Below are 6,894 nucleotides of genomic sequence, written 5' to 3'. Positions count from 1 at the left end.
TCCACGCCGCGTCCGCCGTTGTGGCGGTAGATGTCACCGGCTTGCCGCTTCGCCGCTTCGGCCCGGGCTCGTGGCCGCCGGGGCGGAAGGCGAAGACCGTGCCGGGCGGGTCCTTGGCCCGGCCGGGCGTCCAGCCGGTCAGGATCATCGCCAGCGTCCGCACATCGGCCTGGGTATAGCCGCCGTCGACGCCCAGCGTGTGCAGCTCCATCAGCTCCCGCCCAAGATTCTCGTTCAGGCCCAGCCCGGCCTGCTTCCCGCCCTTCGAGTTCGGCCCGACCGACCGCGCATTGTCGAGATAGAACAGCATCGCCGGGTGCTTCACCACCGCGCCCAGCAGGTCGCGGAACTTGCCGGTGACGTACGGGCGGATCGCCTCGTTCTCATAGGCGCCGCCGAAGGGAACGACGTAGCTCTGCACATAGGCGACGGTGAAATGGTTGGTCCAGAACTTGACCAGCCGCTCGCGGAACGGCGTGTCGCTGGTCACCGCCGCCTGGATATGCGCCACGCGGTCGCTGTCGCGCAGCACGCGCGCCCGCTCCTGAGGCGGCTTGCGGCTCTCCTCGTCCGGCGCGGTCTGCACCGCGATCAGGATCTCCATTCCCGCCTTGGTCAGCGGCATGTCGCCGGCCGGGGCGGCGGGCTGGCGCACCTGCGCCCGCAGCCAGTCCCAAGGGTTGTCGGCGAGGGTCTCCAGCTGCCCGGGCCGGGCGCCGAACCCGAAGCGATTCGCGGCGATCGCCGCCTCGACCAGAGACATGGCTTCCCGTCCCCGCTTTCGAACGATCGGCCCCCTCCGCCCCTTGCACGGCGGGGCGGCGGGATTCCGTCGGCCGGCGTCGTTCCGGTGGGAGCGCGCCGCCGTTGCGTCCGGTTCACTGTCGTGCTGATTAAGGTAAAGGCTGATCTGCAGCAGGGCGAGGGTGTCGGGCGATGGGGACGGTTGGTCGCAGGATGCGTGAGACGCGCATCGAGACGGACGGCGCGGCGGCGGCGGACCGGCTGCGCCTGCTCAAGGCGCTGGAGAAGAAGATCCTCTGGCTCTCCGCCTGGACGATCCACAATGCCAACCACATCCGGCCGAATCCGGACGGGCTCAAGGTCGGCGGCCACCAGGCCTCCTCCGCCTCGCTGGTCACGGTGATGACCGCCCTCTATCTCGACGTGCTGCGGCCGCAGGACCGGGTGGCGGTGAAGCCGCATGCCAGCCCGGTGTTCCACGCCATCCAGTACCTGCTGGGCCAGCAGACCCGGGAGAATCTCGAGGCCTTCCGCTCGCTCGGCGGGGCCCAGTCGTATCCTTCGCGCACCAAGGACGCCGACGACGTCGACTTCTCCACCGGCTCGGTCGGGCTCGGCGTCGCCATGACGCTGTTCGCCTCGATCGCCCAGGACTATGTGGCGCTGAAGGAATGGGGCCGCGGCGCCAAGGCCGGCGGCCGCATGGTGGCGCTGATGGGCGATGCCGAGCTGGACGAGGGCAACATCTACGAGGCCCTGCTGGAGGGCTGGAAGCACGATGTCCGCAACGTCTGGTGGGTGATCGACTACAACCGCCAGAGCCTGGATTCGATCGTCACCGAGCGCCTGTTCGCCCGCATCGACAAGCTGTTCGAGAACATGGGCTGGCGCGTGGTGACGCTGAAATACGGCGGGTTGCTGGAGGCCGCGTTCCAGCGCCCCGGCGGCGACGCGCTGCGGCGCTGGATCGACGAATGCCCGAACCCGCTCTACTCGGCGCTGGTCTACCAGGGCGGCGCGGCCTGGCGCCGGCAACTGCAGGCCGATATCGGCGGCACGGCCGGCATCGCCGAGATCCTGGCCGACCATGACGACGCGGCGCTGGCGACGCTGATGACCAACCTGGCCGGCCACGACATGGAAACGGTGCTGGAGGCGTTCCGCGGCATTACGGACGACGTGCCGACGGTGTTCATCGCCTACACCATCAAGGGCTTCGGCCTGCCCTTCGCCGGCCACAAGGACAACCATGCCGGGCTGATGAACCCGGAGCAGATGGCCGCCTTCCAGGCCAGCCAGGGCGTGCCCGAGGGGCGGGAGTGGGAGCCCTTCGCCGGCATCGACGACCTGGCGGACGAGCTGCGCGGCTTCCTGGCCGAGGTGCCCTTCGCCGCCGAGGGCCGCCGCCGCTACGAGGCGGCGCGGATCCCGGTGCCGGCTGCGCTGGACGTCGCCCTGGCCGAGACGATGTCGACGCAGGAGGGCTTCGGCCGGATCATGGGCGAGCTGGCCAAGCGCGAGGATGCGCTGGCCGAACGCGTGGTCACCACCTCGCCGGACGTTACCGTCTCGACCAATCTCGGCGGCTGGGTGAACCGCCGCGGCATCTTCGACCGGCACGGCCGCGCCGATGTGTTCAAGGAACAGAAGGTGGTCTCGGCGCAGCGCTGGGGCATGTCGCCGGACGGCCAGCATGTCGAGCTGGGCATCGCCGAGAACAACCTGTTCATCAATCTCGCCGCGCTCGGCCTGACCCATTCGCTGTTCGGCGAGCGGCTGCTGCCGGTGGGCACCCTCTACGACCCGTTCATCGCCCGCGGCCTCGATGCGCTGAACTACGCCTGCTACCAGGATGCCCGCTTCATGCTGGTGGCGACGCCGTCCGGCCTGACCCTGGCGCCGGAGGGCGGGGCGCACCAGTCGATCGGCTCGCCGCTGATCGGCATGGCCCAGGACGGCCTGGCCAGCTTCGAGCCCGCCTATGTCGACGAGCTGGCGGCGATCATGGCCTGGGGCTTCGACTATATGCAGCGCGACAAGTCCGACCCGAAGGCCGGCGACTGGGTGCGCGACCATGACGGCGGCTCGGTCTATCTGCGCCTGTCGACCCGGCCGCTGGAGCAGCCCAAGCGCGAGATGACCGAGGATCTGCGCCAGGCGGTGATCGCCGGCGGCTATTGGCTGCGCCAGCCGGCGCCGGGCGCGTCGCTGGCCATCGCCTACACCGGCGCGGTGGCGCCGGAGGCGATCGCCGCCTTCGAGCAGGTGCTGGAGGATATCCCCGGCGCCGGCCTGCTGGCCGTGACCTCGGCCGACCGCCTCAACGCCGGCTGGCATGCCGAGCTGGCGGCGGTGCGCGCCGGCCATGCGGTCGAGCCCTGCCTGGCGCGGCGGCTGCTGGCGCCGCTGGCGCCGGAAGCGGCGCTGGTCACGGTGCTGGACGGTCATCCGGCGACCCTGTCCTGGCTGGGCGGCGTGCATGGCCACCGGGTCAAGCCGCTGGGCGTCGAGCATTTCGGCCAGTCCGGCACCATCCCGCAGCTCTACAAGACGTACGGGCTGGACGCCGACGCCATCCTCGACGCCTGCGCCGCGGCGCTACTGGGGCGGTGAGGAATGAACCGGTCGGAGGGGTAAGCCGCCGGGATCTCAGCGCCCGGCAGTGATCACATGGGCCCGGATCTGCCCGCTGATCGGGCCGGGGCCGAAGCGGGCGGCAAGCGCGGCGGCCGCGGCCTCGGTCGCCTCGGACAGCCGGTCGGCGGCGCGATCCTCGATCTCCTTTCGCATCGGCGTGCCCTGGCAGTAGCCGATGGCGACGAACATCGCATCCGGCGCCGCGCTCCGCCGCGTCACCGTCTCGGAGGTCACCGACCCGAACCCCGCGGCGCGCAGCTGGGCCTCCAGGGCGGCGACATCGTGATGGCCGTGCGGCGTGCGTGCCAGGAACAGCGGCGGGTTGTCGGGGAACAGGCGAGCCACCGCCTGCACCACGACATCGGCGAATTCGTTCGCTTCGATCCGGTCCCACACGTTGAACAGGAAGCTGCCGCCCGGCTTCAGGACGCGAAGCGCCTCGGCGAAGGCCCGCACCTTGTCGGGAAAGAACATCGCGCCGAACTGGCAGACCACGGCGTCGAAGGTGCCGTCCGGGAAGGGCAGGGATTGGGCATCCGCCGGACGCCATGTTACCCGGGGCGAGGCGATCACGCGTGACGCCTGGTCCAGCATCGCCTGGTTGATGTCAGTCGCGTCGATCGACACCTCCTCCGGCAGGGTGGAGAGCAAGGCCCGCGTGACGATGCCGGTCCCGGCGGCGGTCTCCAGCACCCGGCCGCGCCGCAGGCCGGTCAGCCGGGACGCCAGGTCGCTGGCATAGGGCGCGAAGATCATCGGCCCCAGATGCTGGTCGTACAGGGCGGGAATGGGGCCCTGGAAGATCCGATCGGTCTCCATCTCGACAGCCTCCCTCTGGTTTCTTCTTGGCCTCCCCGATGAGTCGATGGCCGGCGGGGCGGAAAGTCCAGCGGGATCGCAGGGCGGAGCCGGCCTAGGTCTCCATATCCACCCGGCCCAGCGCCTCGATCTCGATGGCGATGCGGGCGCCGGCCGCGGGCCACTGGGTCTGCACCAGGCTGCCCAGCAGCACGATCTCGCCGGCTTTCAGGCCGTGTCCCCGGCGGGCCAGCGTTCCGGCCAGCCAGGCCAGGGCATTCAGCGGATGGCCCAGCACGTCGCGGCCATGGCCGCGACCGGCCTCGGCTCCGTCGACCCACATCCGGCCGGACAGCGCGGCCAGGTCCAGACCGCGCCAGCCGGCGACCGGCGCGCCCAGCACGCAGCCGGCCTGGAAGAAATCGTCGGCCAGCAGGGTCGGGGCGCCCAGCGCGGCGAAATCGGCATAGCGGTCGTCGACCACCTCGATCGCCGGCAGCACTGCCTCCACCGCGTCCGAGAGCGCCTCGCGGCCATGCTCGCCCGGCGGCAGGTCGCGGCCGAGGCGGACCGCGATCTCGCATTCCACGCCGATGCGGTGATGCGCCGCCGCCGGGAAGCGGCCGGGGCCGACCTGGACATTGGCCTGGAAGATGCCGCCCTCGCAGGGCTCCGGGATGCCCAGGAAACGCTGCATCACCGGGGTGGTGCAGCCGATCTTCCAGCCGATGCGCGGCCCCCAGCCGGCGGCGGACAGCCGCTCATGAGTCGCGTCCTGCAGCCGGCGCGCCGCCGCCAGATCGGCCGGCCGCAGCCCCTCCGGCAGGCCGGGAAAGGCGCCGGGCCGTGCCCGGTGGGCGGCCAGAATGCCGGCCGCGGCATGGAGATCGATTGCCATCGCGCGCTCCATTGGTCGGGCATTTATCCTCTGCTACGCTCATTCGTCGGACAAGAGGGAGGACGCCATGGCCGGGGTGTTGCTCGTCACCGGCGCGGGCCGGGGTATCGGCGCCGCCATCGCCCGGCTGGGTGCGGCCCGGGGCTGGCGCGTGGCGGTCAATTACGGCCGGTCGCGCGACGCGGCGGAGGCGCTGGTGGCCGGGGTCAAGGCCGCCGGCGGCGAGGCTGCCGCCTTCGCCGCCGATGTCGGCGACAGCGCCGCGGTGACGGCGATGTTCAGGGATGTTGACCGGGTGCTCGGCCCCGTCACCGCCCTGATCAACAATGCGGGGGTGATCGGGCCGGTGACCCGGACCGAGGCGCTGGACGACCCGCAGGCCCTGGCCGCGCTCTACGCCATCAACGTCTTCGGCATGTTCTATTGCAGCCGCGAGGCGATCCGCCGGATGTCGCGGCGGCATGGCGGACCCGGCGGCGTCATCGTCAACATCTCCTCGGTCGCGGCCCGGCATGGCGGCCTGCCGCAGGAGGTGGCCTATGCCTCGTCCAAGGGCGCGGTCGATTCCCTCACTGTCGGCCTGGCGCGCGAGGTGGCGGCCGACGGCATCCGCGTCGTCGGCCTGCGCCCCGGCCTGACCGACACCGACATCAACGACGACCATATCGGCGGCAGATCGGTGCTGGACGCGGTGGCGCCGAGCATCCCGATCGGCCGCATCGGCCGGCCGGAGGAGATCGCCGAGGCGGCGCTGTTCCTGCTGTCCGACGCCGCCTCCTACATGACGGCGACCACGATCGACGTGTCGGGGGGGCGCTGACACCCCGGTTTTTTGTCAAATCATTGCAACGCGGGAGATTTCGGCGACAATGGCCCAGGATCCAAAGAAGGTCGAAGACCGCGGCATGAAGAAAAACGGGTATCCTTCCGCCGGCCTGCATGGCCGGGTGGTCCACGATATCGGAGCCCGGATCGTATCCGGCCAGATCCCCCCGGGAGACACGTTGCCGAGCGAAGGCGAGCTGGCCGAGACCTACGGCGCCAGCCGCAGCGCGATCCGCGAGGCGGTGAAGGTGCTGGCGGCCAAGGGGCTGGTGGAGCCCCGGCGCCGCTCCGGCACAAGGGTGCGGCCGCGCGAGGCCTGGAACCTGCTGGACCCCGACATCCTCGGCTGGCATTCGCCCGAGGCACTGGTCCCCACCTTCCGGCGGGACCTGGTCGAGCTGCGCTGGGCGATCGAGCCGGCGGCGGCCGAATTGGCGGCACGGCGGTCGCAGCCGGAGGACCGGGCGCTGATCCAGGAGGCGCTGGACGAGATGGAGAAGGCGGGCGAGGACCCGCGCGCCTTCTACAGCGCCGATGTGCGCTTCCATCTCGCCGTGTTCGCCGCCAGCCGCAACGCGCTGATCGAGCGGCTGAGCACCATCCTCGGCCCGCTCTTGACCATGAGCTTCCAGGCCCAGGCGCGGCGCAACCGGGCCTTCCCGCTGGCGGTCGGCGACCACCGCGCGGTGTATGAGAGCATCGCCGCCGGCGACGCCCGGGCGGCACGCAAGGCGATGCAGTTCATCATGAACCAGAGCGCCCGCGAGCTGGAGGCCGCCAGCCCGGAAGCGGCGATCGCGGCGGACGTGCCGGCTTGATCGGGGCGGGCAGGGCAAGCGCTTGAACGCAGCATGATGTCGACGGCTTCGCTTTGCCTCTCCCGCCGGACGCGGGAGAGGTCGGACGTCCGCAGGACGGCCGGGTGAGGGCTGGTCCCGGCCTCGACAAACTCCCCTCACCCGGAGCCGCTTCGCGTCTCCGACCTCTCCCGC

Annotated in this window: 6 protein-coding genes; 3 read left to right on the top strand and 3 right to left on the bottom strand. The window is 71.2% G+C overall.

Annotation, left to right across the window (positions count from 1 at the left end):
• A partial coding sequence (locus ABDW35_RS28555) for a DUF1800 family protein (RefSeq protein WP_343717246.1) occupies nt 1–763 on the bottom strand: 763 nt, incomplete at its 3' end.
• A gap of 194 nt (nt 764–957) precedes the next feature.
• Here ABDW35_RS28555 and ABDW35_RS28550 point away from each other — a divergent pair.
• A complete protein-coding gene (locus ABDW35_RS28550) occupies nt 958–3,357 on the top strand; it encodes a transketolase (RefSeq protein WP_343717245.1) in 2,400 nt (799 codons plus the stop codon).
• Nucleotides 3,358–3,393: 36 nt separating this feature from the next.
• On the opposite strand, the gene ABDW35_RS28545 is transcribed toward ABDW35_RS28550, so the two are convergent.
• Complete coding sequence (locus ABDW35_RS28545; protein ID WP_343717244.1) at nt 3,394–4,200, bottom strand: methyltransferase domain-containing protein; 807 nt, start codon at nt 4,198–4,200, stop codon at nt 3,394–3,396.
• 94 nt (nt 4,201–4,294) lie between these two features.
• Nucleotides 4,295–5,077 carry a fumarylacetoacetate hydrolase family protein gene (locus ABDW35_RS28540; protein ID WP_343717243.1) on the bottom strand — a complete coding sequence of 261 codons (783 nt, stop codon included), beginning with the start codon at nt 5,075–5,077 and terminating at the stop codon, nt 4,295–4,297.
• Nucleotides 5,078–5,144: 67 nt separating this feature from the next.
• On the opposite strand from ABDW35_RS28540, the gene ABDW35_RS28535 reads away from it, so the two are divergent.
• A complete protein-coding gene (locus tag ABDW35_RS28535) occupies nt 5,145–5,897 on the top strand; it encodes an SDR family oxidoreductase (RefSeq protein ID WP_343717242.1) in 753 nt (250 codons plus the stop codon).
• Between the two features lie 49 nt (nt 5,898–5,946).
• Nucleotides 5,947–6,720, top strand: coding sequence for a FadR/GntR family transcriptional regulator (locus ABDW35_RS28530; protein ID WP_343717241.1), 774 nt, complete (start codon nt 5,947–5,949; stop codon nt 6,718–6,720).
• Nucleotides 6,721–6,894 lie beyond the last annotated feature (174 nt).

It is taken from the genome of Inquilinus sp. (assembly GCF_039594555.1).
Classification (GTDB): Bacteria; Pseudomonadota; Alphaproteobacteria; order DSM-16000; family Inquilinaceae; genus Inquilinus.
Note: the sequence above shows the minus strand (reverse complement) of the source record. Positions and strands in the feature narration are given on the sequence as shown.

What these genes read in the sequence shown, in the direction of transcription:
- ABDW35_RS28540 (WP_343717243.1), bottom strand. Translation starts at nt 5,077, where the DNA reads ATGGCAATCGATCTCCATGCCGCGGCCGGCATTCTGGCCGCCCACCGG.
- ABDW35_RS28550 (WP_343717245.1), top strand. Translation starts at nt 958, where the DNA reads ATGCGTGAGACGCGCATCGAGACGGACGGCGCGGCGGCGGCGGACCGG.
- ABDW35_RS28535 (WP_343717242.1), top strand. Translation starts at nt 5,145, where the DNA reads ATGGCCGGGGTGTTGCTCGTCACCGGCGCGGGCCGGGGTATCGGCGCC.
- ABDW35_RS28545 (WP_343717244.1), bottom strand. Translation starts at nt 4,200, where the DNA reads ATGGAGACCGATCGGATCTTCCAGGGCCCCATTCCCGCCCTGTACGAC.
- ABDW35_RS28530 (WP_343717241.1), top strand. Translation starts at nt 5,947, where the DNA reads ATGGCCCAGGATCCAAAGAAGGTCGAAGACCGCGGCATGAAGAAAAAC.